Source organism: Bradyrhizobium sp. 33ap4 (assembly GCF_032654765.1).
Classification (GTDB): domain Bacteria; phylum Pseudomonadota; class Alphaproteobacteria; order Rhizobiales; family Xanthobacteraceae; genus Bradyrhizobium; species Bradyrhizobium australafricanum.
This window is the reverse complement of record NZ_JAUMTJ010000020.1, coordinates 57748-83705: the sequence shown is the minus strand read 5'-3', so window position 1 is coordinate 83705 and position 25958 is coordinate 57748. Positions and strand designations below refer to the sequence as shown.

The window sequence follows — 25958 nt, the reverse complement described above, 5'->3', positions numbered from 1 at the left end:
GTCGCCAACCTCAGCCGGTCGGTCGCTTACCCGTGTTGACCGCCAGCTGAGCCTCGAAAGCGCGCTGGTAAGCCGGCCGCGCTTCGCCGCGGGCGACATAGGCGGACAGGCCCGGATATTCTTCGAGAATGCCCGATGCTCTCAGCCTGAGCAGCACCGACACCATCATCAGGTCGCCCGCGCTGAACGCGCCGTCGAGCCAGTCGGCCTTGCCGAGGCGGGTGGAGAGTTGCTTCAGCCGGTCGCGGATGCGATCTATGACCAGCGGCAGGCGCTCTTTGGTCCAGGGCTTGTCGCTCTCCAGAATCCTGGCGGTCATGAGTTCGAGGATCGGCGGTTCCACCGTGTTGACCGCGGCAAACATCCAGGTGATTGCGTGGGCGCGGGCATTGGCATCGCCGGGCAGCAGGCCCGCATGACGCTCGGCGATATAAAGCACGATCGAGCCTGTCTCGAACAGCGCCAGATCACCTTCCTCATAGGTCGGAATCTGGCCGAAGGGATGCAGCGCCAGATGCGCGGGTTCCTTCATCGCCTGGAACGAAACAAGGCGAACCTCGTAAGGCTGGCCCGCTTCTTCCAGCGCCCAGCGAACGCGCGTATCGCGCGCCAGTCCCTTGCCGCCATCGGGCGACCGTTCGAAGGCGGTGATGATTGGCGTCATCGTTTCTCTCCATGTCCTTTGCGTCCCGAGGACGAGCGGGCGGCGCGCGCCCCGACAGCCGATTCCGGAATCGTTTGGCCAAGCGTAGCCCGGATGTAGCGCAGCGAGATCCGGGGCCGGTCCTGCCAAAGGCGAGAACCCCGGATTTCGCTGCTCAATGGCAGTCATCGCCGCGATAGCGGCCGAATTGGCCGATCCGGACAGGCTTTGCGATCGTGATGGCGGTGTGCGGTTTCCCCAACCACCCTATGCGAAAAAAGAAAGGCTGCCGTGGCCGGGCTCGTGACATGCCTGTGGTTCGACCAGCGCCAGGCGCGCACGGCTGCGGAGTTTGCGCCGCAGCCGTTCCTGGTAGCGGTGTCCGCGGGGTATATCTTCGCTGACCTAGCGCCACGAGTTGCAGAACAGAGTTGGGTGAATGTTGATGGGTGATCAAGGCCGCGGATTGCGACGAATGCGATTGCTTCGTCAGATGAAGCAAAGCTACCTCGCTGAATTGATGGGTGTGGATCAGGCGACCGTGTCGCGCTGGGAGCGCGGCATTCTCGATCTGTCGGAAACCCAGTGGATCTCGGCGCGCCGATTGCTCATGGGTCCGTTCGAGCCGGCCCAAGATGCCGCTCTGAAGCGTCTCGTCGAATCCTCGACGCGCAAGGTCCATCTGGTGTGCGACCTGACGCATCGGCTGCTTGCCGCGTCGGCGCCCAGGCAGGCCGAATGGCGAACCGGCTTATCCGAGTTCCTGGGCAAATCGCTACGTGTCTATGCCTCTCCGGAAATCCTCGCGGCTGACATCGCCCTCAATGATCTCGGCTGGTATGACGGGCAGCTCAGCTCGCTCGAGGTCAATACGGGTCCGAACTCCGATGCGGATCTCGTGATCCTTCCGGGACGCATGCTGTGGGAGCGCATCATGCTCGCCGACGGTGCCCCCGCGCGGCTGGTCACCACCATTGCCTAATGCACGGGGAGGCTGCCTCAGCCGGATAACGCCCGCATATTTTATGCGTGGCGACCTTTCGACAAAGGCTGCTAGGTCGGGCTCGTACGGCGGACGAGCTTCGGCACGCGCATCCGGTTGGACGCGCGGGAAAAAGCTCTGAAGCGGAACACGCCGAGGCCAGAGATCGCGTTCAATGAATTCCGTTCCCTTGTTTGACATCAAGGCCGTTCCGAAGGCCGAGCTTCACGTGCATGTCGAGGGAACGCTGGAGCCGGGCATGCTGCTCGATTTTGCCCGCCGGAACGACGTGGCGATCCCGTACCGCTCGATGACCGATATCCTCTCGGCGTATCGCTTCTCCGATCTCCAGTCATTTTTGGAGATCTACTGGGCCGGTCTGACCGTGCTTCGGACGGAGCGCGACTTCTATGAGCTGGCACGCGCGTACCTGACCCGCGCGCAGGAAGACAACGTCGTTCATGCGGAAATCTACGTCACCCCTGCCGACCATACCGAGCGCGGCGTGCCGTTCGATGCTGTCATGGACGGCATCAGCGCCGCTTATGCAGACGCGCGGTTACAACGCGATATCACCGGAGGCATGATCCTGTGCGTTCGCCGGCATAAGCCTGTTGAAGAGGCCTTCGCCGCCATCGAGGCAGCGCGCCGCTGGCGCGACGGCGTGCTGGCCCTCGGACTTGGTGGACCGGAAAAAGGCTACCCGCCCGGACCCTTCGACCAGGTCTTCGCCCGCGCCCGCGCGCTTGGCTGGAAGACGACCGCGCATGCCGGTGAGGAAGGACCGCCCAACTACGTGGCCGAAGCGATCGACAGGCTGCGCGTCGACCGCATCGATCACGGCGTCCAATGCGAGGCAGATCCGGCACTGATGCGGCGCCTTGCCGACGAGGGGACGCCGCTCACGGTATGCCCGCTATCGAATGTGGCGCTGCGGATCTTCCCCGATCTCCAACGTCACAATCTGCGCCGGCTGCTCCACGCCGGCCTCTGCGTCACGGTCAACTCCGACGACCCCGCGTATTTCGGAGGTCACGTCAACGAGAATTTCGTCCGTGCAGCAGAGGCGTTGGGCCTGACTGCCGAGGAGCAATTGAGCCTCGCCGACAACAGCCTCAAGGCTGCGTTCGTGGATGAAAGGCGACGTCAGGACTATCGGCGCGTCATCCGGGAAATCAGGCCGCCCCGTTCACACCGGTCACCTGCATGACGACTGACACTTCCAGTCCCGGGCTCCGCGTCTGGCTCGCCGTCATCGTGCTCGGCGTTGCTTCGTGCACGATGGTCACGAGCAAGTTCGCGCCGGTCGGGCTGTTGTCCCAAATCGCCCTCGATCTTGGTCGAGACCAGGCCGCGGTCGGGCTCACGGTCACGCTCTATGCCTGGATCGGCGCTGCAAGCGGTCTGTTGTCCGCCGTTCTGCTGCAACGTTTTCCCCGCAAACCGCTGCTCGTTGTTCTGATGCTGGTGTTGTCTGCGACCAATCTTGCGGCAATGCTCTCCGACGGTTTCACGGGGTTGTTGCTGGCGCGCGCGGTCGGTGCTGTCGTTCACGGTTTCTTCTGGGCGATGGCGGCCGCGATCGCAACGCAGATCGCGCCGTCTCATCGCATGGGTGTTGCGACAGCGATCGTGTTCGGCGGAATCTCGATGGCAACCGTCATCGGCGTGCCGCTCGTCAACCTCATCGGACAGAACAACGGATGGCGCGCGGCTTTCGGCGTGATCGGCGGGGTCGGATTGTGCACGTCCGCCCTGATGGTCGGCGTTCTTCCGCGGCTCCGGGCCGGATCGCCGGCGGGATGGCAAGCGCTGGCAGCGGTGGTGCGCCGACAGGACCTGCGGAGAATCTATTCCGTAACGGCGTTCATGGCGGCAGCGAATTTCGCAGCCTATACGTTCATCGAACCCTTCCTCGGCGAGATCGCGGATGTGCCGCCCTTCATGATCGGTGTGACGCTGTTCGGTTTTGGCGGAGCAGGATTTGTCGGCAACATCCTGACCGGCGTTCTGATCGATCGCTTCATGACATCTGTCATCACGTGGGGACTGCTGGCCCTCGCGGGCGCGCTTGTCGGGCTTGGATGGTTTGGCCCGCAACTGGGGGCCGGCGCGGTTGTTACCTTGCTCATCGTCTGGGGCGCCGCCGTCGCGGCGCTGTTCGCGGGCCTCCAGACTTGGATCTTACGCGCGGCCGGTTCCATGGCGATGTCCGCGGCCGCGGTCCACTCCGCGGTCATCAATTCGGCGATCGGCGTCGGAGCCATTCTTGGTGCCCGGATGCTGAATCTCTCGGATCTATCCGGAGTGATGCTGATGGCGGGAGTGATCGTCATCGTGCCGCTGTTGATCATGCGCGTGAGCCGAAGTGGCGAAACATGATCCGCGATGGCGAAACACGTTGTGGAACGAAAGCCCTGCGCCGCGTCGAACCAGGACCATAATCACGGATTATTCCCTCTCCATTCTGCTCGATGATCCCTGGAAGGAGACTGCCATGACCGATCTCGTCACATGCCTCTGGTTCGATCAGGGCCGGGCGCGCGAAGCGGCGGAGTTTTATGCCGCGACGTTTCCCGACAGCCATGTCGGCGCGGGCCATCAATCTCCGATACCGGGCATCGGGCAGGGCGAGGAACTGACGGTCGAGTTCACCGTCCTCGGCCGGCGTTTCGTGGGGTTAAACGGAGGCTCCAACTACACGCCGAACGAGGCGGTCAGTTTCATGGTGCTCACCGACAGCCAGGAGAAGACCGACCGCTACTGGAATGCGGTCACTTCCAACGGCGGCGAGGAATTGCCGTGCGGCTGGTGCCGGGATCGCTGGGGCTTTGCCTGGCAGATCACGCCGCGGCGGCTGCTCGAGCTCGTCAACAGCGCCGACCGCGCCGCCGGCAAGCGCGCGATGGAGGCGATGATGACGATGAAGAACATCGACATCGCCGCGATCGAGCGCGCGGCGGCGGGGTAATCCGCGTGGTGGAATGATTTGGCCCGGGCTCGATAGTCAGGTGTCCGATCGAGCTGGCGTGTGCGGCACGCGGCCATTCGCGTTGCGGCGTGCGCTCGCCGCGACGATCACCCCGGCGCAAACGCGGGATGTGCCTGGTGCTGTCGCGTGATACGAAATTCGCATTCGCAGCTCTGGAGCCAGCCCTGATGTCCGTCGCAGCCGCCGCCAATCAACAGCAAAATCTCACCGCCGCCGAATCCGATCCGCGGACGCTTGGCTGGATGCAGGGCTTTCCGCCGCCGCAGGAGAGGACCATCACCTTCCAGAACGGCTCGTTCCGCAGCTTCCCCGAATTGCGCTGGGCCTGGAGCAACATCCGCCAACTGGTGCCGACCGTGAATGTCTGGCGCGGGGCAGGGCCGGCGTCGGTGCTGCCGCGCGAAGACCATGATATCGGCGCGTCGGCATCGGTGACGATGGACGGTCGCCCGATGACCTTCGCGCGCATGCTCGAGGAAACCTATGCCGACGGCATCGCCGTGCTGCACCGGGGCAAGCTGATCTACGAGCGCTATTTCGGCGCCCTGAGGCCGCACAAGCCGCACATCGCGATGTCGGTGACCAAATCGTTCACCGGCACGCTTGCCGGCATCCTGATCGCCGAGGGCAAGATCGATCCGCAGGCGCCGATCACCGATTACGTGCCGGAGCTGAAGGCAAGCGCGTTCGGCGATGCCCGCGTGCACGAGGCGATGGATATGACCACCGGCCTCAAATACACCGAGGTCTATACCGACAAGAATTCCGACGTGTGGGGGCTGCGGCGCGCCAACGGCATGGCGCCGATCGAGCCGGGCTATGAGGGCGCGACCAATATCTTCGATTTCCTCTGCGCGCAGCAGAAGCAGGGCGAGCACGGCAAGGCGTTCGCCTACAAGACCGTCAACACCGACGTGCTGGCCTGGATCTGCCGCCGTGCTAGCGGCATGACGCTGTCCGACCTGCTCTCCGAGCGGATCTGGGCGCCGATGGGCGCCGAGGAGGATGCGCATTATCACGTCGACCGCATCGGCACCGAAAGCGGCGGCGGCGGATTGTCGACGACGCTGCGCGATCTTGCCCGGTTCGGCGAGACGATCCGCAACCACGGCCGCTTCAACGGCCGCCAGATCGTACCGTCTCAAGTGGTCGAGGACATCACGCGCGGCGGCGATCCCGAGAAATTCAAGCCTGCCGGCTACACAACACTGCCAGGGGCGTCCTACCGCAATCAATGGTGGGTGACGCACAATGCGCACGGCGCCTTCATGGCGCGCGGCGTTTATGGCCAGGGTCTCTATATCGATCCGAAGGCCGAGATAGTGATCGCGCGCTACGCCTCGCACCCGGCCGCCGGCAACGCCGCCAACGACCCTGTGACGCTGCCGGCTTACATGGCGCTGGCCAAGGATTTGATGGCGGGAGGGTAGGACGAAGGCAGGTTGGTTCGCTCGCGCAAGACGCGTAGCCCGGATGAGCGCAGCGATATCCGGGGCCTTTCCGTCTGCTGATCGCGGCTTGTCCCGCATGTCGCTTCGCTCATGCGGGGCTACGATCACGTCCGCGAGATTTTGTCGAAGCGCTTGATCAGGCGCTCCCGCTTGATGCGGGACAGCCGCCTGATCCAGAACACGCCGTCGAGCTGATCGATCTCGTGCTGATGGCACACGGCGCGCAGGCCGTCGGACTCTTCGGTCTGCATGTTTCCGTCGAGATCCTGATAGCGGATGCGGACGCGGGCGTGACGCTCGACCTCGTCGTTGACCCCGGGCATCGAGACGCTGCCTTCCTTGTGCAGGATTATCTCGGGCGAGGTCCGGATGATCTCCGGATCGACATAGGTCCGCGCGCCCTCGCTGGCATCGAACTCGAGCACCACGACGCGCAGGGATACGCCGATATGCGGCGCGGTGATGCCGATGCCGGGCGCCGCGCGCATGGTCTCGAGCAGGTCCTGCGCCAGTTCGCGCAGCGCCTCGTCGAACATGGTCACCGGCTCGGCCGGCAGTGCAAGGCGCGGATCGGGATAGCGCACGATGGGGCGAATGGTCATGCCCGTGTCTTAGGCCAGTGCATCGCGCCGGACAACATGCTGATCCCGGGCACCGCGTGCGCGCGCCGTTCAGAGATGCTTTTCGAAGAACAGATCGGGGTAGGGGTCGTCGTTGAAGCGCGGGATCTCGGTCCAGCCCGTCCTGCGATAGAGCTGGCCGGCTTCCGGCAGCGCGCTGTTGGTGTCGAGCCGCAACACCGCGATGCCGAGCTCGCGTGCGGCCTGCTCGGCTGCGTCCATCAGGCGGCGGCCAAGGCCGAGGCTGCGCGCGCCAGGTGCGACCCAGAGCCGCTTGATCTCGGCGAACTCGCCGCCGCTGCCCTTCAGCCCGACGCAGCCGATCGGCAGGCCGTCCGACATCGCCACGATGAAGCTGCCGCGCGGCCGCACCATATCCTTGGCCTCAGGGTCGCGCGACAGCTTGACGTCAAAGCCTTTCTCGAATCGCCGCGCCAGTTCGGCGTAATATTCGCCGAGGCAGTAGCGCGCCTCGTCGCTGCGCGGATCCATCTCATCGAGGGCGGTGCCGTCGCGGCCGAGCGCCGATGCGATCAGGTCCATCGCCGCCAGCAGCGCCTCGCGTTGGCTGTGGTGGGTGAGAAAGTCCTTGGCCTGCCGGTTGGAGATCGCCTCATAGGCGTTGAACTCGCGCCTACCCGCCGCCGTCAGCCGTGCGATGCGGCGGCGCGCATCGTCGCCATGCGCCGTGGTCTCGATCAGGCCTTCGTCCTCGAGGCTGCGCAGCAGGCGGCTCATCAGGCCGGAATCGAGCCCGAGATAATCCCTGATCTCGCCGACATCGGCGCGGCCGTGTCCGATCGCGTTCAGCACGCGCGCCGCGCCGAGCGGCCGGCCGCGCCCGAGGAACGAGGTGTCGAGCGCGCCGACGGCGGAGGTTACGGCACGGTTGAAGCGACGGACGCGGGACACGGGGGCGAGCATATATCTGACTTTAGTCAGATATCGTCGCCGCGTCAATCGGCCGGCGATCCAGACCGAATGAAGCCATGCCGCCTAGTGCAGATGCCGCAACTTGTCCGGGTTCCTCACCAGATAGATCGCCACGACCTTGCCGTCCTCGATGTCGAGCGCGGTGGTCGACAGCTCGCCGTCGGTCTCGAGCGTGATGAAGCCGGGCAATCCGTTGATGAAGCGGGTGCGAACCAGGTGCGAGCTGTGGTTGCGGAAATGCGCCGCCAGCGATTCATGCAAGCGCATCACGGCATCGAAGCCGAGGATCGGCTTGTTCGCTGCCGGACGCTTGCCGCCGCCGTCGGCATGCACGCTGACATCGGCCGCCAGCATGGCACCGAGCGCCTTCATGTCGCCGCTGCGCGATGCCGCGAAGAAGGCCTCGGCGAGCGCGATGCCGCGCTGCTTCTCGATCTGGAAGCGCGGGCGCGCCTCGCGGATATGGTTGCGCGCGCGGCCGGCGAGCTGACGGCAGGTCGCCGGCGTTCGCTGGATGGTTGCCGCGACCTCGTCGAAGCCAAGTCCGAACACGTCGTGCAGCAGGAAGGCCGCGCGCTCCAGCGGCGACAGCCGCTCCAGCGCCAGCATCAGCGGCAGGGTGACGTCATCGTCCTGCTCCTCGACGACGGGATCCGGAAGCCACGGGCCGACATAGGTCTCGCGCTGGCGGCGCGCGGATTTGAGCTGATCGAGGCAGAGCCGCGTCACCGTGCGGCGCAGGAACGCCTCCGTCTCGCGCACCTCGCTGCGGTCGGCCTTCATCCAGCGGATGAACGCCTCCTGCACCATGTCCTCGGCATCGGCCACCGAGCCGAGCATGCGATAGGCGACGCGCATCAGCCCGGGACGCAGCGGCGCGAAGTCAGCCGCTGCGTCGTCTCGTGCCGTTTCCGCGGTCACGCCGCGGCCATCCTGGCCTTGATCACGTGCGGATCGACGAAGCCGCCAAAGCCGACCGCGATCCGGTTCCAGCCGTTGATGATGTTGATCAGCAAGGTCACCTTGACCTGCTCCTCCGGCGTGAAATGCGCCTTCAGCGCCTCGTAGGCCGCGACATGGGTGTGCTGCTCGCAGATCCGAGTCAGGGCCTCGGTCCAGCCGAGCGCGGCGCGCTCGCGATCGGTGTAGCAGGGCGCTTCGCGCCAGGCCGACAGCAGGTAGATGCGCTGCTCGGTCTCACCCTCATCGCGGGCGAATGTCGTGTGCAAATTGATGCAATTGGCGCAGCCGTTGATCTCCGAGGCGCGAATCTTCACGAGCTCGGCGAGCTTCGGCTCGAGGCTGGAGGAGATCGCGACCGACGCGTCGAACCAGATCTTCATGATCTTGGGGGCGGCGGCGAGCGGATCAAGTCTGACAGTCATGGTCGGTTTCCCTGGGTTGGTTGACGACATCATGACGAACGAGGAACGGCGAATGTGACATGCCGGCGTGATATTTTCATCTGCCGCGGCGCTATTGGGGCGCGAGATCGCTCGCCGCTTGGCGGAGTTCTTGCAGCAGCTCTGTTTCCCATCGCCAAGGATCCGTCAGGAACCGCGCGAGATTGTCGAAACAATAATACCCGAACTCCGACTTCGATCGCGCGGCGGAGGTCGCGGCTGCGCGCGCCAGCAATCGCGCCGCGTACTGCTGCGCCGTCATCAGGCTCGCCGCATGCTCGGCCATCTTCGCCATTCGCCAGAGCGCGGCGTGATCGATGGCATTGCCGAGGTCGCCGAAATAGAATTGCTCCGCGAGCTCCAGGCGAGGACTCGCGTCGCCTGCGTTCTCCAGCATCAACGGAGCGATCTTCTCGAAAAAGAAGTTCTCGTGATCGGTATCGACCAGCCCGTAGTAGCGCAGCAGGACATCGTTGCTCGTTTTGTCCAGGCGCGCGAGGCACCAGGCGGCGTAGCCGAACAGCGCGGTAGGAATCTCGTCTCCGTAAGGATCGTACCAGGCGTTGGCATGCGGTCCGATGTGCGTGCACGCCGCGTCGATCAGCCCGCGGATCGCAGGTGCGGTGCCGGGGCAGTGCTTCGCAACATGCGAGAAGAACTTCTTCTCGTTGAGCCGCTTGCCGTCGCAACGGAACACCGCCTGCAGGTGGTTGTCGTAGGGACGCTCGTTGATATCGGGACCGATCTGCGCCGTGAGCGCATCGATGGCTGCGACACAATCGGGCTCGCTCATCGAGGCGAGATCGACGGTGTAGGTGCTGAACCGCCTGGCGAGCGTCTCGGCCTTCTTGGCGAGCGCGGCATCCTTGTCCTCTTCTTGCGGCTCGGGTGGCGCGGGCCTGAAATGATCCTCGGTTATGGGCACCGCCCGGACGCGGTGTACCGGATCGCCTGGCGCGCCGGAGACCGTCACCATCCCCTCCGTGAACCGCATATCGAGGCGACGGTCGGGCAGGGGCGTCGCCTTCGACCAGCCGCGGGCGCGTGCCAGCCAGGGACGGTCGTCCATCCCGAACCGCTCCAGCATGATCTTGGGCGAAACCGTCCCGTCCACACCGACGCAGGCGACGAAGTCATGCCGCTTCAACCAGAAAGCCTGGCTATCGCCTTGCCAGCCGATCACGTCGCGCTCGGAGAGTTCGAAGTCGCGGAGATTGCTGCTGACATTGGCGTAGTGGCTATTCGGATCCGGCCACAGATCGGGATGCGATTTCGCGTTGATCTGGTTGGTCGTCAGCGTGGCCTCGCGATCGAGTAACTGCGACACCTTGCGGTAGATCTCGCCTCGCCGAGGCGGCAATCCCTGCTTCCGTCTGTCGAGGTCGAGCTGGGCCGTGTCGGGCAACCCTTCCGCCTGCATCCACATCGGCGCGACGGAGTGCAGCCGCCGGAGCGGAAAGGCCTGCCATAAGCTGAAATACTCCCGCCGCGCCGTGGTGTCTCTGCCCAGCAACCGGGAGACGAGCGAGCTCTCCTCGGTAATCATGGGGAGCCGGGAATTGTCGGCGCGCAGCCAATAGCGGCCGCACGGGCTCGAGCGGATCAGGAACGACCTCGCCCGCGATCCCTCGCAGCTCGACACATCGTGATGGCCCGTCTGCGGATCGATGCGCAGCAACAGTGCAACGATTCCGTTGTCGTGCCGGAACGCGGAAACCAGAATCCGGCCAGCCTGGTCCAGAACCGGCGGGCACAGCGAGTTGCCGCTCGGCATGTCCAGAACCGAGCGGACGATCGCCCTGCGCTCGAGGTCGATGACATGCAGGTCAGTCGCGTTCGCGGCGTGATAAAGCAGGAGATAGACTAACCGGCCATCCTTGCTCTGGAGAAATCCGTAACTCAGATAATCGTCGCGCGCGTCCTTTCCGTCGTGGCCGCGCGCCCAGGGCGTTTGCAGCCGATCGACGAGTTGGCGACGCGCGAGATCATAGAAGATGAATCCCGCGTCGGTGTTGAAGAACCAGGCGATGCCATCCAGCAGCAGCCCGGCATTCCGCGCGGGCCGCTGGCCGAGGGCAGGACGCATGATCCAGTCATCCTGGCCATCGGCCTGGATTGCGAAGTACTCGGTGTTGCCGATTTTGCGGATGGAATTCACCATCGGGTAACCCTGCGAAGCCGCCTCGTCGGCCCGGGTTGCTTCTTTATATGCGAGCCGGACAACGTCCGATTAATGCGATCGGGAAATAAGAGGTTGACCGGCCGGCGATCGCCGGCGGGGACAACTTGCCGCATGCCTCCTTGCGTGCGCCGACGAGCCGGTCAATCGCGCGCCAGCACCAGGACGTTGCCGGCGAGGATCGCGACGGCGCCGGCGAGCACCGGCCAACCCAGCGCGAGGTGTTCGAACAGCGCCGACAGCACGAGCGCGACGAGCGGCACCAGCGCAAGCGTATAGGCCGCGCGGCCAGGACCGAGCCGACGCACCAGCTCGAAATAGAGCATGAAGGTGATGCAGGACGCGGCAATCGCAAGATAGAGGAAGCTCGTCACGTAGGAGGGCGAGATGTCGGCCGCAAACGGCGTGCCCGTCGCGACGGCCCACAGCGCGCTCGCTGTCGCGCCGACGAACGCGCCCCAGCCGAGCACGGAGACGACAGGCAGTCCGGCGCGCTGGTTGCGCGCACCGACCGTTGTCCCGGCGCCGGTTGCGATGGCCGCAGTGAGCGCCCAGGCGAATCCCGCAAGCGGCGCGGCGCCATGCGCGGCGACGCCGGGCAGGAAGATGATCGCGAGGCCGAGAACGCCGCACAGCGCGCCCCACACGAATCCGGAAGAGATCGGCACACCGAGCACGGCACGCGCGATCACGGCCGCGAACAGCGACGATGTCGACAGCACGAGTGCCGCAAGCCCGCTCGGCATGCGTGCGGTCGCCTCATAGAAGGCGATGAAGGCAATGGCGAAGAACAGCAGGCCCTGCAACGCGACCGCCGGCCGGTCCTTGCGCGGGATCGCAAGCGGCACGCCGCGCATCCGGCCGTAGCCGAGCAGGATGACGCCCGCGAGCACCATGCGCAGCGCGACCGACCACGGCGCGGGCGTCACGCCGGCCTGCATCGCCGTTGCCAGCGCGCCGCCGCCCCAGAGCAGCGCGGTCACTGCGAACAGCAGGGCCGTCATGGCGCGCCGGCGTCATCGCGCAGTGCGCGCCAGCCGTCGGCGTCGATCCGCGCGCTTGCTCCCTCAAGCCGGGTGAGGGCGGAATCGAGCGTGGCGCGTTCGCTCTCCGACAGCCGCGCCAGCAGCCGCGCTTCGATCGCGCTGCCGAGTTCGGCGATCCGGTTGAACGCGGCCCGGCCGCTGCGGGTGATGCTGACGGCGGCGAAGCGCCGGTCGGACTTGCCGGAGCGTCGCACCGCGAAGCCGAGCTCTGTGAGCTGGCCAATGCCGCGGCTGACCGCGAACGGATCGAGCGCGCAGGCGCGGCCGATCTCGGAGGCGTTGGCCGCGTCGCGCTCGGCGATAACGGCGAGGATGCGCCAGCCCGCCTGGCTCAATCCGAACGTCTCGCCGTAGAAGCGCTCGAGCGGTCGGGCGACCTGCGCCGCGACCAGGAACAGGCGGTAAGGCAGCCAGGCGCTGAGCTTGAGGCCATCATCGGACGCGGGGGCAGCGGTTTGCTTCATGCCGGCGAGGTTCGCATAGTTAATTGCAAAGTGCATGCATATCACAAATATGATGATGCGGTCTGACCACCTGCGCGAAAAATCCCGACACACTTGTCACTCCCGCTCGCCAACGCTGCCGAGCCAGATTGCGGCATGGCCAATGACGAACGGCCGCCGGCGCTGGAACCGCGCTCGGGGAGCGGAGTTCGTCCAAATCGGAGATGGAGAGACCATCATGAATAAATCAGCTGAAAACGATCGCGGCGGACTGGCGGCGATGCAGACACCACCCGTGGTGTCGCGGGAAGCGTGGGAGGCGGCGCGCCTGGAGATGCTGGTGAAGGAGAAGGCCCAGGTGCGGGCACGCGACGCGCTTGCGGCGGAGCGGCGGCGGATGCCCTGGATGGCGGTCGAGAAGCCGTATGTCTTCGAAGGACCGAACGGCAAGGCGAGCCTGCTCGACCTGTTCGAGGGCCGCCGGCAGCTGATCATCTACCGCGCCTTCTTCGAGCCCGGCGTGTTCGGCTGGCCGGACCATGGCTGCCGCGGCTGTTCGCTCGGCGCCGATCAGGTCAGTCATCTCTCCCATCTGAATCAGCGCGACACCACGCTGGCTTACGCCTCGCGCGCGCCGCAGGCCGACATCGCGCGGCTGAAGGCGCGGATGGGGTGGGACATGCCGTGGTACACGATCACCGACAGTTTTGACACCGACTTCGGCGTTGCCGAGTGGCACGGCCACAACGTCTTCATCCGCGACGGCGAGCGGATCTTCCGCACCTATTTCGTCAACAGCCGCGGCGACGAGGCGATGGGTACGGTGTGGAGCTATCTCGACATCACGCCGCTCGGCCGCCAGGAACTCTGGGAGGACTCGCCGAAGGGTTATCCGCAGAGCCCGACCTACAAATGGTGGAACTGGCACGACAATTACGACGCCGAGGCCACGCCGAACGCAAAATGGGCGGCGGTGACCGATGCCGGCGAAGCCGCGTTCCGCAAGATCGCGGAGCGGGAGCGCAAAGCGACGTAAGGGGTAGAACGGGGAGAACGCGCGGCGTGCTTCCGAGGGCTTCGGTTTTGATTGGATCAGAACCGAAGCTTCCGCTTCTTGTCTTGCCTGCTTTCTTGACGCGGACCGGCGTCCGCCTCGCTCGACGCTCTAGCGGCCATTGTCCTTGGCCGAGAGTGCCTTCAGCGCCGACAAGGTCTGCCGCAGCCCGCGATCGAGGCGCTTGTCGCGGCGGATCACCACCGCGAGCCGGCGGTAGAGCTTTGGTGACAGCGACCGGACGACCAGGTCGCGCTGCTTGGTCCTCGCGGGGACGGCCATGCCGGGCAGCACCGCACAGCCCAGCCCGGCGCGCACCATCTCCTTGATCGCCTCGACGCTGCCGAGCGACATCAACGGCTTCAAGGACACGCCGCCGCGGGCCAGCCACTCGTCCGCGGTGCGCCTGGTGTTGCCGCCCGGCTCGAACAGCAGCACCGGCCTGGTCGCCAGCACCTCCGGCGTGATCCGCGCCGGCAGTTGCATGTCGCGGGGCGCGATCAGCACGAACTCGTCGTTCATGACCGGCGTGATCTCGAAGCTGCGTCCCGACACCGGCAGCGTGACGAGCGCGATGTCGATGGTGTTTTCCTCGACCGCCCTTGCGATCTCCGCGGTGTTGCCGGTCGTGACCGTGATCTCCAGCGAGGGCAGCGCGGCGCGCAGCTCCTTCAGGATCGGCGGCAGCAGGAAGATGCAGGCGGTCGCGCCGGTGCCGAGCCGCACGCGGCCTGCCGTTCCGGTCGTCTGCTGTGCAACGGCGTCGACCGCCGACGCCACCGCCGCATTGATCTGATGCGCATGGGAGAGCAGCGCGACGCCGGCGGCGGTCGGTCTGGCCTTGCGTCCGACCCGCTCGATCAACGTCGCATTCAGGCTGCGCTCGAGCTGGCGCACCTGCAGGCTCACCGCGGGCTGCGTGAGTTGCAGCCGCTCGGCTGCCGCCGAGAAGCTCCCGCAGTCGATCACGACGGCGAAGCTTTCGAGATAATCGAGGTTGAGGTTTTTCATCAAAGTATCTCTTATGCCGTGCATAAGCTGTCAAAGCTTCACTTATATAACGCCGGGGCGCATAGTCCGGCAAGCGACGGCTTCGGCAGACCGGGAGCAGGCATTGTCCGCCCTCAAGTCCATTGGCGGTGTCATCGTCGAGCTGGGGCGCTATCTTGCGGTCTCGCCGCATTCGCGCATCCGCCGCCGGCAGGCGCTGCGCGAGCTCGATGATCGCCTGCTGGCGGATGTCGGACTGTCGCGCAGCGATGTCGAGATGAGCCCGTGGTGCCCGCAGCGTGCACCGACGCGCCGTCGAAGCACGGGCATGATGCCGCTAGACGAGGCAAGGATGAGAGACAACGAAGACACCGTGATCCGCGACGCCACAGAGGTCGACATGGCGGAGGTGCAGCGCATCTACGCGCACCACGTGCTCAACGGGCTGGCGACCTTCGAGGAAGTGCCACCGACACTCGACGAGATGCTCGGGCGCCGTGCCGCCGTGCTGGCCGCGGGGCTGCCGTATCTCGTGGCCGATATCGACGGACGGGTGGCCGGCTACTCCTACGCGACGGCGTACCGGCCACGGCCGGCCTATCGCAACACCATTGAAGACTCGGTCTACGTGTCGGAAGCCCTGCGTGGCCGCCGCGTCGGTGCGGCGCTGCTGCGGGCGCTGATCGAACGGTCGGAGGCGGGACCCTGGCGGCAAATGATCGCCGTGATCGGTAACAGCGGCAACGCCGGATCGATCGCGCTGCACCGTCGCATGGGCTTCGAGATGGTGGGGACGCTGAGGTCGGTGGGCTTCAAGCTCGGGCAATGGGTCGACACCGTGCTGATGCAGCGGCCGCTGGGGCCGGGCGCTTCCACGCTTCCGTCAGACAGGGAAACGGCCCGGTGATCGCACGCCGGGTCGTGATTGCCCTCGGGCTGGCTCAACTGATCTCGTGGGGCGCGACCTACTATCTGATCGGCGGGTTCGGCGAGCAGATCGCCGCGGATCTCGGCTGGAGCCGCGACATCGTCTACGGCGGATTTGCCGCGGCGCTCTTGGTGATGGGCGTGACGTCGCCCCTTGCGGGCAGGTGGGTGGACAAAAGCGGCGGCCGGCAGGTCATGGTCGCGGGGGCGGTGATCAACGCGCTCGGCTGCGCGGGTCTCGCGCTCTCGCACCAGATCGGCAGCTATTTCGCATCCTGGATCGTTCTTGGCCTCGGCATGCGGCTGACGCTGTACGATGCGGCCTTCGCGGCGCTGGCCCGGATCGGCGGGCCGGAGGCGCGCCGTGCGATGTCCGGGATCACCTTGCTTGGTGGCTTGGCCGCCACCGTGTTCTGGCCGCTCGGCCATACGCTATCGGACCATTTCGGCTGGCGCAGCGCGGTGCTGGCCTATGCCGGCATTGCGCTATTGACGATCCCGCTGCATCTGCTGATTCCGAACCAGCGATTTGCCGGCGTGCCGGGCGCTGCTGCGGTGGCATCGAGGCAACCGCGCGCGGTGGGGCGGCGGCAGCTTGCAGCGGCGAGCGGGCTCTATGCCGTAATCATGACCGGCGCGAACTTCCTGAACGCGGGCATGTCCGCGCACATGATCGCGGTGCTCACCGGCCTCGGGCTCACCGTCACTGTTGCGGTCTGGATCGCAACGCTGCGGGGGATCGGGCAATCCGCCGCGCGTCTCTGCGAAGTCCTGTTCGGCGTCCGGCTCGATCCGCTCGCGCTCAACCTGATGGCCTGTCTGATCATGCCGCTCTCCTTCATCGCCGGCCTGTTCAGCGGATCAGCGCGGGAGATGGGGATCGCGTTTGCGCTGCTCTACGGCGCCTGCAACGGCATTCTGACCATCACCAGGGGAACGCTGCCGCTCATCCTGTTCGATCATCGCAGCTATGGCACGCTGGTCGGCCGGCTCATTGTCCCGAGCTTCATCCTGCCGGCGGCGGCGCCGCTGATCTATGCAATCGTGATCGACCGGTTCGGCGATGCGAGCGCGCTCTATCTCTCCACCGGTCTCGCCCTGGTGACGCTGCTTGCCGCCATCCTGCTCAAGCTGCTGTTTCCGCCGCCGCTCGCGGCCGCGAAGCAATAGCCGCGTCGGCGGTGTCGATCTCAACCCGCCGCCGGCTCGCGCGGCAGCCACAGTGACAGCCAGCCGCCGAGCGCCAGCAGCGCGACATTGCAGCCGAGCGCGATCGTGAAGGCGTGCGCGTAGTCGTCGGCCTGCGGATGCGGCCCGAGCAGGCTGTAGAAGACGCCGCCGATAATCGCGACGCCGAGTGCCGCGCCGATCTGGAAGGTCGAGATCATCATCCCCGATGCCAGCCCGGCATGGCGTGGATCGATGCTGCCGATCACAGCCTTGATCACCGAGGGCATCACGGTGCCGAAGCCGAGCCCGCCGCAGATCAGGCCGAATTCGAGGCTTTGCGGAAGCGCGCCACCGACCGACAGAATCACGACACCGAAGCCGACAACCTGGAGCGCAAAGCCCAGCGTCAGCGTGCGGGCACCGAGCCATTGCATCACCAGCGATGATACCAGCGAGCTGACGAAGAAGCCGGCGGCAAAGGGCAGGGTGGCAAGGCCGGCTTCCAGCGGAGATTGGTGCAGGCCATTTTGCAGGTAGACCGCGAAGGTCAAATAGAACGACGACAGCATGTAGAAGGCGAGCGCCATCACCAGCCCGATCACGAAATCGCTGTTGCGCAGCAGATGCGGCGCGACCAGCGGATCGCCGCCGCGGGCTTCGAGCCGCGCCTCGAAGCGGACGAAGGCGGCGAGCATCAGCGGAGATGCCAGCAGCATCGCGACGATCCAGATAGGCCAGCCGGATTCCCGACCCTCGATCAGCGGATAGACCAGAAGGCCGAGCGTGAGCGACAGCAGGATGACGCCGCCGACGTCGAGCCTCTGCGCGTGCGCGGCGCGCGAGTCGGCGAGGTACAGCAGGCCGCCGACGAAGGCGGCGAGGCCGATCGGCACGTTGATCAGGAAGATCGCCTGCCAGGCCAGTCCGAACGGTTGCGCCGAGACGAGCACGCCGCCCAGCAGCTGGCCGCAGATATTAGCAAGGCCGAAGGTCGCGCCATAGAAGCCGAGCGCGCGGCCCTGTTCGGTCGCCGGAAACAGCACGCGGATCGAGGCGAGCACCTGCGGGGCCATACAGTGGCGGTGAGGCCCTGCAAGATCCGTCCGGCGACCAGCATGGCCGGTGACCACGCGATGCCGCACAGCACGGATGCGATCGTGAAGCCGGCGACGCCGATCAAAAACATCTGCCGCCGCCCCAGGAGATCGCCGAGCCGGCCGCCGGTGATCAGGAACACGGCGTAGGTTGCGGCATAGGCCGAGATCACGAACTGCACGTCGCTCGAGCTGGCGCCGAGATTGTCGCGAATGGCTGGCAGTGCGAGGTTGACGACATTGAAATCGAGGATCGGCAGGAAGGCGCCGGTGAGCAGCACCGGCAGCGCCCGCCATCGCCGCGGGTCGACCGTCGCCGGGCGCGCGGCGTGCAATCGCAACGTCTCGGTGGTCTCGCTCGTCACCTGCCAGCTCCTCTGCGTTGCCAGCGCGGCACACGAGGTGCGCCCGTCGGCCGAACTTTTCGGGAAGATGGCCTGTTTGTCCGTGATAAGGTATTCGCCAACTCTGCCAATTGAGTTTGCAAAAATGAACAGCCCGCTTGACTGGAATGACCTTCGCCTTGTCCTTGCGGTTGCGCGGGAAGGCAGCCTCTCGGGGGCGGCGCGCCGGCTCGGCGTCACGCATTCCACCGTGTTTCGCCGGCTCGCCACGATCGAGGATGCGATCGGAACGCGGCTGTTCGAACGTTTCCGCGACGGTTACGCGCCGACACCGGCCGGCGAGATCGCGGCGGCGTCGGCAGCCCGGCTCGAGGACGAGGTGCTTGCGCTCGAGCGCAAGCTGGCGGGCCAGGACCTCAGGCCGTCGGGCCCGGTGCGGATCACGACGACGGACACGCTCGGCGCGGTGCTGATGCGGCATCTGCCGGCGATGCGCGCCGCGCATCCGGAGATCCAGCCGGAAATCATCATCTCGAATGCGATGGCGAACCTGACGCGCCGCGAGGCCGAGATCGCGATCCGACCGACGCCGGCGCCATCCGAATTGCTGGTCGGACGGCGCATTGCCGATATTGCCCATGCGGTCTACGGATCGCGCGCCTATCTCGCCCGCCGCGTCGACGGGGATCTGTCGGTGCACGACTGGATCGGGCTCGACGATGCGCTGGCGGGGACCGTCATCGCCGGCTGGATGCGCGAGAACGTGCGTTCGGTGCGGATCACCTGCCGGGTCGATGCGCTTCCGGCGCTGCGCGATGCTGCTGCGGCGGGATTGGGGCTTGCCCTGCTGCCCTGCTATGTCGGCGATCTCGCGCCCACGCTGCGCCGCCTGATGCCGAAAGCACTCGCGGAGCCGCGCTCGGCGCTGTGGCTATTGACCCATGACGATCTCAAGCGCACCGCGCGCATCCGCGCGACGCTCGATTTTTTCGCCAGGGCACTCACCTCGGAGCGTGCGCTGTTCGAGGGAAAGCACGCCGGAAGCGCGCGTCGCTAGTGTCCCGAATCCGAAGTTCGCATCATTTGCCGCACCTTCGGAGTGAACTTCGGATTCGATAAGGACACTAGCAAACTTATGATTCTAGTGTGCTTTATGAATGCGAAGTTCGTGAAAGTGGCTGCCGCGAAATCGCACGAACTTCGCATTCAGCACACTAGCCGGCCGGCGCGCAGACCGTTCAGGAGCCGACAACTTCCGTGACGGTATGGATGTCCTCTGCCGCGCGATTCGCAGGCATCCGATGATGCTCGCGAAAGGCACCAACGATCGTCTTCAGCACCGCGCGTGATTTTGCATCTGACAGCGCCGACAGCAGCATGATCTCGGACGGCGGCAGGGCAGGCAGGCCGAGCCGCCCGCTGACCTCGATCGTCCCGGCCGGGGCGAGCCGGCGGGAGAACACCGACGTAGCGAGGCCTGCGGCGACCGCATCGGCGACAGCAAAGGACCCGCAGCCGAGGAAAGTTTCCGTCCACGGGATGTTCGCCGCCGCCAGCGCGCGCGTCGCGATGTTGAGCACGCCGCAGGACGGCGAGGAGGCGGCGAGCCGCAGCGGCTCGCCCGCGCGATGGACGAAGTCCGGCGTGGCGAACCAGCCATAGTGGTCCGTCGCCAGCATCTCGCCGTCGCGGCGGTCGTCCTCGCGGCGGATGATGGCGGCATCGATCTCGCCGCGGTCGAAGGCGTCGAGCAGGTCGCGGGAATCCTCGAGCCGGACTTCGATGGTGAGCGCCGGGTCGTGCGCATGCAGCCGCGTCAGCAAGGTCGGAACCTCCGCGCCGCCGACATGGGTGGCAATGCCGAGCGAGAAGCGACGCGGGCGCACGGGCGACAACGCCGCGACGGCGCGATCATGCGCGCCGAGCAATTCCTGCGCCGGGGCGAGGAAAGCTGCGCCCTGCGCCGACAGGCGCACCAGGCGCGGTGTCCGTTCGATCAGCCTGTGGCCGAGCTGGCTTTCCAGCCGCTTCAACTTGACGCTGATCGCGCCCTGCGTGGTGCCGAGTGTTTCAGCGGCGCGCGTAAAGCTCTTGAGATCGGCGATGGTCACGAATGTCTTCACGGCGTCGACGTCGAGCGTGGTCATGTCAGTCATCCGGATTTGTTGTCTCTGAAATATCTAGTCATCCAATTCACCAATGCTCAAGCCATGACTAGCTTTGCGTTGTGAAGCGCCGTGGCCACCCGATTCCTGCCGCTGCTGCCTCAATACATCGTGAGTCGATCGACCGACGCTGCTGCCAGCACCCTGGCAACAGCGTGCGGTATGCCGTTGGCTTGCCACAACAAAAGGCCTGATCATGTCTACTGAACTGAGCCGCCGCGGCGCTGTCGTGCTGTCCGCCGTTTGCCTTGCCTGCCTGATGTTCGGATTGGAGATTTCCAGCATCCCCGCGATCCTGCCGACGCTGGAGCGGGTGCTGCATGCCGACTTCAAGGCGCTGCAATGGATCATGAACGCCTACACGATCGCGGTCACCACGGTGCTGATGGCGATCGGGACGGTCGCGGACCGCTATGGACGCAAGCGCATCTTCCTGGTCGCGATCGCGGCGTTCGGCATCACCTCGCTGATCTGCGGCATTGCCTCGAGCGTCGAAATGCTGATCTTCGCCCGGCTCCTGCAGGGCCTCAGCGGCGGCGCACTCTTGATCTGCCAGATCGCCGTGCTCTCGCACGAATTCCAGGGCGGCCGGGTGCGCGCCGTCGCCTGGGGCTGGTGGGGCGTCATCTTCGGCATCGGCCTCGGCTTCGGCCCGATCATCGGCGGCGCCGTTGTCGCGGTGCTGAGCTGGGAGTGGGTGTTCCTCGTCCACGTGCTGTTCGCGGCCGCGGCGTTCCTGCTCACGATCGGCGGTGTGCATGAATCGAGGGACCCAAAGGCCAGCAGCCTCGACGTCGCCGGTATCGTGACGATGTCGGTCGCGGTGTTCTGCCTCGCCTTCTACATCACGCAGGGGCCGGATCTCGGCTTCGTCAGCTCGAAGGGGCTTGCGATTCTCGGCGTATCCGCGGTGAGCTTCGGAGCGTTCCTTGTTGCCGAGCGGGTCAGCCGGCGGCCGATGTTCGACTTCTCTGTCTTTCGGATCCCGGCTTTCTCCGGTTCGATCGTCGGCTCGGCGGCGATGAACCTCAGCTACTGGCCTTTCATGATCTATCTGCCGATCTGGTTTCATGCAGGCCTCGGCTATGACAGCGTGTCCGCGGGACTTGCCTTGCTTGCCTACACGCTGCCGACGCTGGTGATGCCGCCGTTCGCCGAACGACTGTCGCTGCGCTATCAGCCCGGACTGATCATTCCGGTGGGGCTGTTCACGATCGGCGCCGGATTCATGCTGATGAAATTCGCCAGCGCCGCCGCGCAGCCGGACTGGCTGACGATGCTGCCCGGCTGCCTGCTCGCCGGAATTGGCCTCGGCATCACCAACACGCCGGTCACCAACACGACGACCGGCTCGGTCTCGAGCGACCGCGCCGGCATGGCCTCGGGCATCGACATGAGCGCGCGGATGGTTTCGCTTTCGGTCAACATCGCGCTGATGGGCTTCATCCTGGCAAGCGGCGTGCTGGCGCATCTGAAGGCGTTGCTACCGGCGCTGGACGGCGCGCAACTTCGCGCGATCGGCGAGCGAATCGCGGCCGGCGACGTCGCAGCCGCGCCGGAGCTGACCGGCCCGGTCGTGCATCAGGCACTCGCGAGCGGCTTCGGCTGGGTGATGCTCTATGGCGGCATCGGGGTGTGGATCATGGCCGCGCTCAGCTTCCTGATCTTCAATGCGCGGCCGGTGCGGCAGGCCGAGGCTCACGGCACGAAGTGAACACGATGTCGCCGTGCCTGCCCAGGCGCCGGGGCGGGCAGGCGGTACCGGTCACTTCACGAGGGTCAGCAGCGGCTCGTCCTTCTCGACGATGTAAGTCGCAAGCTCGCTGGCGGTGACGTCGCCGACATTCCTCGCCGCATGGACCGTGCCGGCGGGAATGAACAACACGTCGCCGGCCTTCAGCCTCGCCGGCGGCCTGCCGTCGACGTCGTATTCGAGGGTGCCGGCGAGCACGTAGATGATTTCTTCGCCCGGATGCGTGTGGCGGCCGAAGGCCTTGCCCGGCGCGATGTCGACCCGCACCTGCACGGCTTCACGTCCGCCGGCGCTGAGGTCGTGGCGCTGCAGGTCGGTTCGCGTGAAACCGGCCGGTTGCTGCGCCTGTGCGCTCGGTATGGTCAGGAGGCTTGCGGTGAACAAGACCGTCCTTGCGAGCAGGCGCGTTGCCTTCATCAGCTTGCTGGTCATCTTGAACTCCAGTCTTCTGGACTTGCCCGACCGCGAGCCGGCAAGCGGCCGGCCCACGTCGGAGATCGTCATGTGCTCGTTTCAGACGAGGGTGGTCGTGACATCGATGTTGCCGTGGACCGCCTTGGAGTAGGGGCAGATGCCGTGCGCGGCTTCGATCAGCTCCTGCGCGACCTCGCGCTCGACGCCGGGGACGTGGACGTTGAGGCGGGCGCTCAGGAAGAAGGCGCTGCCGGCCTGGTTCAGATCGATCTCGGCGTCGACCTCGGGCTCGCTCGCGAGCTTGACCTTGCGCTGACCGGCGGCGAGCTGGATCGCGCCGATGTAGCAGGCCGACCAGGCGGCCGCGAACAGGTTTTCCGCGGCGGGGTGCGGCTGCGGCAGCTTGACGTCGAGGAAGCCGTCGCGCGAGCGGGCGGCGCCGTTCGGGCCGGCGGTGACGTGGGTCTTTCCAGTGACGAGAACCTTTGCATTGGCGGTCATGGCGAGCTCCTTTGGGATGAATATAGATCGTGTCCGATCTAATCGTGTGCGCGTCGAAATAGGCTTCAGGCTTGATCGTGTCAAGCACTTCCGATTTAATCGGATACGATTTATATGGATCGCGACATCACAAACTCCGGAGACGCCCGTGACCCGCACCTCCAAGGCCGAGACCAAGGGCCGAAAACTCTCGAATTTTCTGTGCTTTGCGGTCTATTCGGCCAATCTGGCCTTCGGCCGCGCCTACAAGCCGATCCTGGATGCGGTCGGCCTGACCTACACCCAATACATCGCCATGGTGGCGCTGTCGGAGGCGGACGAGCAGACCGTCAGCGCGCTCGGCGAAAAGCTGTTTCTGGAATCCAACACGCTGACGCCGATCCTCAAGAAGCTGGAGCAGAGCGGCTATATCAGCCGCGTCAGAGATCCCGCCGATGAGCGGCAGGTTCGCGTGAGCCTGACGGCGGCAGGCCGGCGCCTGCTCGACAAGGACATCAATGTGTCCCTGGTCGAAGCCACCGGGCTCGGAGACGAATTTCCCGTCGTGCAGAAGACCGTCGCGAGGCTGCGCGACAATCTGCTGCGCAACACACGCGCCGATCCGAGGAAGGGATGATCCTGCGGGCCAAACCCGATCCTGAATTTGCTCTAGCCAACGAGCTCAGGAACTGCGGGTCGCGACGCGCTCGTCCCACTTCGATCCGATCCAGGGTGCACGGGCCCCGGCAATTTGATGCGAACAAGAAGGCCGTGCCGCGTGTTGTCGTGCAGCGACAGCTGGCCGCCATGCCCGCACACCATGGCCTGCGCGATCGAAAGGCCAAGTCCGAAGCCGCTTGTCTCGTCCATGGTGCGGGCCTCGTCTCCGCGGACGAACGGCTTCAGCATTTCGGCCCGGCGGTGCTCTGGAATCCCCGGACCGTCGTCCGAGACATCGATGGTGGCCTGATCGGCTGACGCGGTCAGCCGGATATCGACTTCGCTACCGAACCTCAGGGCGTTCTCCACCAGGTTGGTCACGGTGCGGCTGATCTCGCTCGGGCGGATCAGGAGCGAAGCCCTGTTCGGGCCCTGGTAGCGCACGACGTGACCGCAATCGGAGAATTGCTCGCAGATCGTCTGCAGCAGCGCAGCGACGTTCACAAGCGTCGGCTTCGCCGCGCTGCCGCCGCTCAGGAATGACAGCACGGATTCCAGCATCGCCTGCATCTGATCGAGGTCGTGCAGGGTCTCCGCGCGCTGGGCATCGTTTTCGATATATTCGGACCTGAGCCGCAACCGGGTGATCGGCGTGCGCAGGTCGTGACTGATGGCGGCGAGCATGCGCGTGCGGTCATTCATCAACGTGGTGATGCGTTCGCGCATGCGATTGAGCGCGACTGCTGCGGCGCGGATTTCCTCCGGGCCGGTCTCCGGCAGCGGCGCGGCCGCCTGGCTGATGCTGAAATTCTCGGCGGCGCGGGCGAACGCGGACAGCGGCGCGCTGAGCGCGCGGCCGGCCCACACGCCGAGCAGCGTGACGCTGACGAACAGGAACAGGAACGTGCTGACCCAGAATCCGCCGAAGAAGGGCGGCATTTTCGTCGGGCCGATCGTCGCTTCGAACAGGACTCCGTCCGGCAACCGAACCGCCGCCGGCGCGGTCTTCGAGGAAAACTCGTCGATATCGTCGACGCCGGGCGGCTCTGACGAAGCACTGTCAGACGAGCCCGGACCTGCGTCGCGCAATGTGAGGTGCAGGCGAGGAAAGGCTCGATCGGCCGCGCGCAACAGCGTTGCGCGATCGGCCGCAGGGGCCTCGGCCAGAAGCTTGGCAACCAGCTGGAACTGATGGATCGGCCTGTCCGCGAACGATCTCGGCTTCTGGCTGACGAAATAAAGCCCGATCAGCGCATGGATGAGCACCAGCGACAGCAGGATCAGCGCGGCGATCTGGCCACTGATCCGGTGGAAGCTGAAAAGCGCGGCAATCCTGCGGGTCCAGCTCATGCGTCCTCCACATGCGGTGTGAAGATGTAGCCGCCGGTGCGTACCGTCCGGATCACCGACGATCCTTCGCTCGTATCGAGCTTGCGGCGAAGCCGGCTGACCAAGACGTCGATGCTGCGCCCGAATGGACTGGCCGGCCGGCTGCGCGTCATGGTCAAGAGGCCATCGCGCGTGAGGATCCGGCCGGGTCGCTCGCAGAACACCTGCAGCAGGTCGAACTCCGCGCTGGTCAACGGGACCTGGGCGCCGTCGGGATCGCGCAGTTCGCGCAGGCGAAGATCGATGGTCCAGTCCTGGAAGCGCAGGCGCGCGGCGCTTTGGCCCGAGCGCCCGGCAAGGCCGGCCTGGGCCTGGCGGCGCAGCACCGCGTTGATCCGCGCCAGCAGCTCACGCGGATTGAACGGTTTGGCGAGATAATTGTCCGCGCCCATCTCGAGCCCGAGGATCCGGTCGAGGTCCTCGCCTTTCGCCGTGAGCATGATGATCGGGATCGTCGAGTCGCCGCGCAGGCGGCGACACAGGGTCAATCCATCCTCTCCGGGCAGCATCAGATCGAGGATGACGAGATCGAGCGAATGCCCGGCGAGGTAACGATCCATTTCCCTGCCGTTCGAGGCCGTGGCCACCAGGCAGGATTGGTCGCGCAGGTAGCGGGCGATCAAGTCTCTGGTCGGCAGATCGTCCTCGACGACCAGGATCTTTGGAGTGTGTGCAAGCATGGTCAGCGACTAGGTCCTGTCAAAGTCATGTTGTGCGCGATCTGGTGCGCGCTCAGCCACCAATCGACCAGCATAGGCGTCGCTTGTGGGCGGCATTGCGCCTTTTCGTAAGCATAGTGTTTCTGAACTGTAAGCGTCGCTCGCAG

The 25958-nt window shown here is 65.6% G+C and carries 26 protein-coding genes and 1 pseudogene; 11 read left to right on the top strand and 16 right to left on the bottom strand.

What is annotated here, in order from left to right:
- Window positions 1–10: 10 nt before the first annotated feature.
- Window positions 11–664: a glutathione S-transferase family protein gene (locus Q2M23_RS17365; protein WP_316396277.1), complete on the bottom strand. Its 654-nt coding sequence runs from the start codon at window positions 662–664 to the stop codon at window positions 11–13.
- 424 nt (window positions 665–1088) lie between these two features.
- Here Q2M23_RS17365 and Q2M23_RS17360 point away from each other — a divergent pair, with 424 nt between their 5' ends.
- The 5 genes from Q2M23_RS17360 to Q2M23_RS17340 all read left to right on the top strand — a co-directional run bounded on the left by Q2M23_RS17360 (window position 1089) and on the right by Q2M23_RS17340 (window position 6047).
- Window positions 1089–1625, top strand: a complete 537-nt coding sequence (locus Q2M23_RS17360) for a helix-turn-helix domain-containing protein (protein ID WP_076831778.1) — start codon at window positions 1089–1091, stop codon at window positions 1623–1625.
- Window positions 1626–1800: 175 nt separating this feature from the next.
- Entirely contained in the window at window positions 1801–2835 is a 1035-nt protein-coding gene (locus Q2M23_RS17355; protein WP_316396218.1) for an adenosine deaminase, read from the top strand.
- Entirely contained in the window at window positions 2832–4007 is a 1176-nt protein-coding gene (locus tag Q2M23_RS17350; protein WP_316396217.1) for an MFS transporter, read from the top strand. Before Q2M23_RS17355 ends, Q2M23_RS17350 begins: the two co-directional genes overlap by 4 nt.
- Before the next feature lie 115 nt (window positions 4008–4122).
- Entirely contained in the window at window positions 4123–4596 is a 474-nt protein-coding gene (locus Q2M23_RS17345; protein WP_316396216.1) for a VOC family protein, read from the top strand.
- Between the two features lie 188 nt (window positions 4597–4784).
- On the top strand, window positions 4785–6047 hold the full coding sequence (locus Q2M23_RS17340; protein WP_316396215.1) for a serine hydrolase: 1263 nt from the start codon (window positions 4785–4787) through the stop codon (window positions 6045–6047).
- Between the two features lie 125 nt (window positions 6048–6172).
- Here Q2M23_RS17340 and Q2M23_RS17335 read toward each other — a convergent pair whose 3' ends face one another.
- The 7 genes from Q2M23_RS17335 to Q2M23_RS17305 form a co-directional block, all read right to left on the bottom strand.
- Window positions 6173–6670, bottom strand: a complete 498-nt coding sequence (locus Q2M23_RS17335) for a peptide deformylase (RefSeq protein ID WP_316396214.1) — start codon at window positions 6668–6670, stop codon at window positions 6173–6175.
- 69 nt (window positions 6671–6739) lie between these two features.
- Window positions 6740–7612 (bottom strand): helix-turn-helix domain-containing GNAT family N-acetyltransferase, encoded by an 873-nt coding sequence (locus tag Q2M23_RS17330; protein WP_316396213.1) that lies wholly within the window; start codon window positions 7610–7612, stop codon window positions 6740–6742.
- A gap of 72 nt (window positions 7613–7684) precedes the next feature.
- Entirely contained in the window at window positions 7685–8479 is a 795-nt protein-coding gene (locus Q2M23_RS17325; RefSeq protein WP_410469734.1) for a sigma-70 family RNA polymerase sigma factor, read from the bottom strand.
- Between the two features lie 59 nt (window positions 8480–8538).
- The gene (locus Q2M23_RS17320) at window positions 8539–9006 is read right to left on the bottom strand and encodes a carboxymuconolactone decarboxylase family protein (RefSeq protein ID WP_057019801.1); all 468 of its coding nucleotides are present in this window, start codon (window positions 9004–9006) and stop codon (window positions 8539–8541) included.
- A 91-nt stretch (window positions 9007–9097) separates the two neighbouring features.
- Window positions 9098–11185 carry a hypothetical protein gene (locus Q2M23_RS17315; RefSeq protein WP_316396210.1) on the bottom strand — a complete coding sequence of 696 codons (2088 nt, stop codon included), beginning with the start codon at window positions 11183–11185 and terminating at the stop codon, window positions 9098–9100.
- Window positions 11186–11346: 161 nt separating this feature from the next.
- Complete coding sequence (locus Q2M23_RS17310) at window positions 11347–12207, bottom strand: DMT family transporter (RefSeq protein ID WP_316396209.1); 861 nt, start codon at window positions 12205–12207, stop codon at window positions 11347–11349.
- Complete coding sequence (locus tag Q2M23_RS17305) at window positions 12204–12749, bottom strand: MarR family winged helix-turn-helix transcriptional regulator (RefSeq protein ID WP_316396208.1); 546 nt, start codon at window positions 12747–12749, stop codon at window positions 12204–12206. The genes Q2M23_RS17310 and Q2M23_RS17305 overlap by 4 nt, the downstream gene beginning before the upstream one ends.
- Before the next feature lie 181 nt (window positions 12750–12930).
- Here Q2M23_RS17305 and Q2M23_RS17300 point away from each other — a divergent pair, with 181 nt between their 5' ends.
- Window positions 12931–13728 (top strand): DUF899 domain-containing protein, encoded by a 798-nt coding sequence (locus Q2M23_RS17300; protein WP_316396207.1) that lies wholly within the window; start codon window positions 12931–12933, stop codon window positions 13726–13728.
- 129 nt (window positions 13729–13857) lie between these two features.
- On the opposite strand, the gene Q2M23_RS17295 is transcribed toward Q2M23_RS17300, so the two are convergent.
- A complete protein-coding gene (locus tag Q2M23_RS17295) occupies window positions 13858–14757 on the bottom strand; it encodes a LysR family transcriptional regulator (protein ID WP_229159697.1) in 900 nt (299 codons plus the stop codon).
- Window positions 14758–14860: 103 nt separating this feature from the next.
- Between Q2M23_RS17295 and Q2M23_RS17290 the strand changes: the two genes are divergently transcribed.
- Together Q2M23_RS17290 and Q2M23_RS17285 are read left to right on the top strand one after the other, a co-directional pair.
- Window positions 14861–15643 carry a GNAT family N-acetyltransferase gene (locus Q2M23_RS17290; RefSeq protein WP_253587072.1) on the top strand — a complete coding sequence of 261 codons (783 nt, stop codon included), beginning with the start codon at window positions 14861–14863 and terminating at the stop codon, window positions 15641–15643.
- On the top strand, window positions 15640–16833 hold the full coding sequence (locus Q2M23_RS17285; RefSeq protein WP_168855648.1) for an MFS transporter: 1194 nt from the start codon (window positions 15640–15642) through the stop codon (window positions 16831–16833). The genes Q2M23_RS17290 and Q2M23_RS17285 overlap by 4 nt, the downstream gene beginning before the upstream one ends.
- 20 nt (window positions 16834–16853) lie before the next feature.
- Here Q2M23_RS17285 and Q2M23_RS17280 read toward each other — a convergent pair whose 3' ends face one another.
- Both Q2M23_RS17280 and Q2M23_RS17275 read right to left on the bottom strand, forming a co-directional pair.
- On the bottom strand, window positions 16854–17906 hold the full coding sequence (locus tag Q2M23_RS17280) for an MFS transporter (protein WP_316396206.1): 1053 nt from the start codon (window positions 17904–17906) through the stop codon (window positions 16854–16856).
- Between the two features lie 62 nt (window positions 17907–17968).
- Window positions 17969–18208, bottom strand: a pseudogene (locus tag Q2M23_RS17275) (MFS transporter); the annotation flags it as partial.
- A 208-nt stretch (window positions 18209–18416) separates the two neighbouring features.
- Here Q2M23_RS17275 and Q2M23_RS17270 point away from each other — a divergent pair.
- Complete coding sequence (locus tag Q2M23_RS17270; protein ID WP_316396204.1) at window positions 18417–19328, top strand: LysR family transcriptional regulator; 912 nt, start codon at window positions 18417–18419, stop codon at window positions 19326–19328.
- 181 nt (window positions 19329–19509) lie between these two features.
- Here Q2M23_RS17270 and Q2M23_RS17265 read toward each other — a convergent pair whose 3' ends face one another.
- The gene (locus Q2M23_RS17265; RefSeq protein WP_410469732.1) at window positions 19510–20418 is read right to left on the bottom strand and encodes a LysR family transcriptional regulator; all 909 of its coding nucleotides are present in this window, start codon (window positions 20416–20418) and stop codon (window positions 19510–19512) included.
- A gap of 214 nt (window positions 20419–20632) precedes the next feature.
- Here Q2M23_RS17265 and Q2M23_RS17260 point away from each other — a divergent pair, with 214 nt between their 5' ends.
- Window positions 20633–22150, top strand: a complete 1518-nt coding sequence (locus Q2M23_RS17260; RefSeq protein ID WP_316396202.1) for an MFS transporter — start codon at window positions 20633–20635, stop codon at window positions 22148–22150.
- Between the two features lie 51 nt (window positions 22151–22201).
- Here Q2M23_RS17260 and Q2M23_RS17255 read toward each other — a convergent pair whose 3' ends face one another.
- A complete protein-coding gene (locus Q2M23_RS17255; protein ID WP_316396276.1) occupies window positions 22202–22606 on the bottom strand; it encodes a cupin domain-containing protein in 405 nt (134 codons plus the stop codon).
- Between the two features lie 96 nt (window positions 22607–22702).
- Window positions 22703–23104 (bottom strand): Ohr family peroxiredoxin, encoded by a 402-nt coding sequence (locus tag Q2M23_RS17250; RefSeq protein ID WP_057019809.1) that lies wholly within the window; start codon window positions 23102–23104, stop codon window positions 22703–22705.
- A gap of 148 nt (window positions 23105–23252) precedes the next feature.
- Here Q2M23_RS17250 and Q2M23_RS17245 point away from each other — a divergent pair, with 148 nt between their 5' ends.
- Window positions 23253–23720: a MarR family winged helix-turn-helix transcriptional regulator gene (locus Q2M23_RS17245; RefSeq protein ID WP_057019810.1), complete on the top strand. Its 468-nt coding sequence runs from the start codon at window positions 23253–23255 to the stop codon at window positions 23718–23720.
- A 32-nt stretch (window positions 23721–23752) separates the two neighbouring features.
- Here the strand turns inward: Q2M23_RS17245 and Q2M23_RS17240 are convergent, their stop codons facing one another.
- Window positions 23753–25093 carry an ATP-binding protein gene (locus Q2M23_RS17240; protein ID WP_316396201.1) on the bottom strand — a complete coding sequence of 447 codons (1341 nt, stop codon included), beginning with the start codon at window positions 25091–25093 and terminating at the stop codon, window positions 23753–23755.
- Window positions 25090–25812, bottom strand: coding sequence for a response regulator (locus Q2M23_RS17235; RefSeq protein ID WP_316396200.1), 723 nt, complete (start codon window positions 25810–25812; stop codon window positions 25090–25092). The genes Q2M23_RS17240 and Q2M23_RS17235 overlap by 4 nt, the downstream gene beginning before the upstream one ends.
- Window positions 25813–25958 lie beyond the last annotated feature (146 nt).

Excerpts from the sequence above, each read along its gene's own strand:
- Q2M23_RS17335 (WP_316396214.1), bottom strand. The coding sequence starts at position 6,670 with ATGACCATTCGCCCCATCGTGCGCTATCCCGATCCGCGCCTTGCACTG.
- Q2M23_RS17280 (WP_316396206.1), bottom strand. The coding sequence starts at position 17,906 with ATGGCCCCGCAGGTGCTCGCCTCGATCCGCGTGCTGTTTCCGGCGACC.
- Q2M23_RS17300 (WP_316396207.1), top strand. The coding sequence starts at position 12,931 with ATGAATAAATCAGCTGAAAACGATCGCGGCGGACTGGCGGCGATGCAG.
- Q2M23_RS17320 (WP_057019801.1), bottom strand. The coding sequence starts at position 9,006 with ATGACTGTCAGACTTGATCCGCTCGCCGCCGCCCCCAAGATCATGAAG.
- Q2M23_RS17270 (WP_316396204.1), top strand. The coding sequence starts at position 18,417 with ATGAACAGCCCGCTTGACTGGAATGACCTTCGCCTTGTCCTTGCGGTT.
- Q2M23_RS17295 (WP_229159697.1), bottom strand. The coding sequence starts at position 14,757 with ATGAAAAACCTCAACCTCGATTATCTCGAAAGCTTCGCCGTCGTGATC.
- Q2M23_RS17345 (WP_316396216.1), top strand. The coding sequence starts at position 4,123 with ATGACCGATCTCGTCACATGCCTCTGGTTCGATCAGGGCCGGGCGCGC.
- Q2M23_RS17305 (WP_316396208.1), bottom strand. The coding sequence starts at position 12,749 with ATGCACTTTGCAATTAACTATGCGAACCTCGCCGGCATGAAGCAAACC.
- Q2M23_RS17265 (WP_410469732.1), bottom strand. The coding sequence starts at position 20,418 with ATGACCACGCTCGACGTCGACGCCGTGAAGACATTCGTGACCATCGCC.
- Q2M23_RS17365 (WP_316396277.1), bottom strand. The coding sequence starts at position 664 with ATGACGCCAATCATCACCGCCTTCGAACGGTCGCCCGATGGCGGCAAG.
- Q2M23_RS17355 (WP_316396218.1), top strand. The coding sequence starts at position 1,801 with ATGAATTCCGTTCCCTTGTTTGACATCAAGGCCGTTCCGAAGGCCGAG.
- Q2M23_RS17340 (WP_316396215.1), top strand. The coding sequence starts at position 4,785 with ATGTCCGTCGCAGCCGCCGCCAATCAACAGCAAAATCTCACCGCCGCC.
- Q2M23_RS17350 (WP_316396217.1), top strand. The coding sequence starts at position 2,832 with ATGACGACTGACACTTCCAGTCCCGGGCTCCGCGTCTGGCTCGCCGTC.
- Q2M23_RS17360 (WP_076831778.1), top strand. The coding sequence starts at position 1,089 with ATGGGTGATCAAGGCCGCGGATTGCGACGAATGCGATTGCTTCGTCAG.
- Q2M23_RS17235 (WP_316396200.1), bottom strand. The coding sequence starts at position 25,812 with ATGCTTGCACACACTCCAAAGATCCTGGTCGTCGAGGACGATCTGCCG.
- Q2M23_RS17260 (WP_316396202.1), top strand. The coding sequence starts at position 20,633 with ATGTCTACTGAACTGAGCCGCCGCGGCGCTGTCGTGCTGTCCGCCGTT.
- Q2M23_RS17315 (WP_316396210.1), bottom strand. The coding sequence starts at position 11,185 with ATGGTGAATTCCATCCGCAAAATCGGCAACACCGAGTACTTCGCAATC.
- Q2M23_RS17255 (WP_316396276.1), bottom strand. The coding sequence starts at position 22,606 with ATGAAGGCAACGCGCCTGCTCGCAAGGACGGTCTTGTTCACCGCAAGC.
- Q2M23_RS17330 (WP_316396213.1), bottom strand. The coding sequence starts at position 7,612 with ATGCTCGCCCCCGTGTCCCGCGTCCGTCGCTTCAACCGTGCCGTAACC.
- Q2M23_RS17250 (WP_057019809.1), bottom strand. The coding sequence starts at position 23,104 with ATGACCGCCAATGCAAAGGTTCTCGTCACTGGAAAGACCCACGTCACC.
- Q2M23_RS17325 (WP_410469734.1), bottom strand. The coding sequence starts at position 8,479 with ATGCGCGTCGCCTATCGCATGCTCGGCTCGGTGGCCGATGCCGAGGAC.
- Q2M23_RS17240 (WP_316396201.1), bottom strand. The coding sequence starts at position 25,093 with ATGAGCTGGACCCGCAGGATTGCCGCGCTTTTCAGCTTCCACCGGATC.
- Q2M23_RS17310 (WP_316396209.1), bottom strand. The coding sequence starts at position 12,207 with ATGACGGCCCTGCTGTTCGCAGTGACCGCGCTGCTCTGGGGCGGCGGC.